The sequence below is a fragment of the Campylobacter jejuni genome, assembly GCF_049221745.1.
GTDB lineage: Bacteria > Campylobacterota > Campylobacteria > Campylobacterales > Campylobacteraceae > Campylobacter_D > Campylobacter_D jejuni_E.
Map to the genome: position 1 here is coordinate 1 of NZ_JBMJAO010000024.1, position 525 is coordinate 525.

At 25.3% G+C, this 525-nt stretch carries 1 pseudogene; it reads right to left on the minus strand.

Annotated elements, in window-relative coordinates:
* Window positions 1-443: pseudogene (locus tag ACOTU8_RS08685) on the minus strand (hypothetical protein); the annotation flags it as partial.
* Between the last annotated feature and the right edge of the window lie 82 nt (window positions 444-525).

Sequence of the window (525 nt, forward strand, 5' to 3'; positions counted from 1 at the left end):
TCTATCTCATCCAAAGTAGATTTATGCATCTTAAAATCTTTTGGTAATCCTGCAGCTTTGTTAAAATCACTTCCCATATAGCCATCTTTATCTACACTATAACCATAGGCTGTATCAGTGCTTAAATCAGCTTGTTTATATTTTAAAGTATAAATAGAGTTTTTAAATTCACTTGATATATCATAATTAGGAGAACTTGTTTTACTACTTATACTAAAATTAGTATTATTGCTAGTATTTGTTGTATTAGTAGAATTTAATACTTCACTTCTTGCTAGAGTTTGTGAATTTGCATTTTGAATTTCATTTAATTTACTAGCATTTTATTTTAAAAAAGCATTAGCAAAACTTATTTTAGAATTTTCTTTATTTTCTTTATTAGCTTTTGCTTGTGAAAGTATAGAATTATAGTTTGAGTTATCATTGATGCTAAAGATACTCATATTAATTCCTTGATTTAGATTTTTTTGCCTTCAACCTAAATATATTAAATAATATAAGCAAGATCTGTTCCTGTTTTGGAGT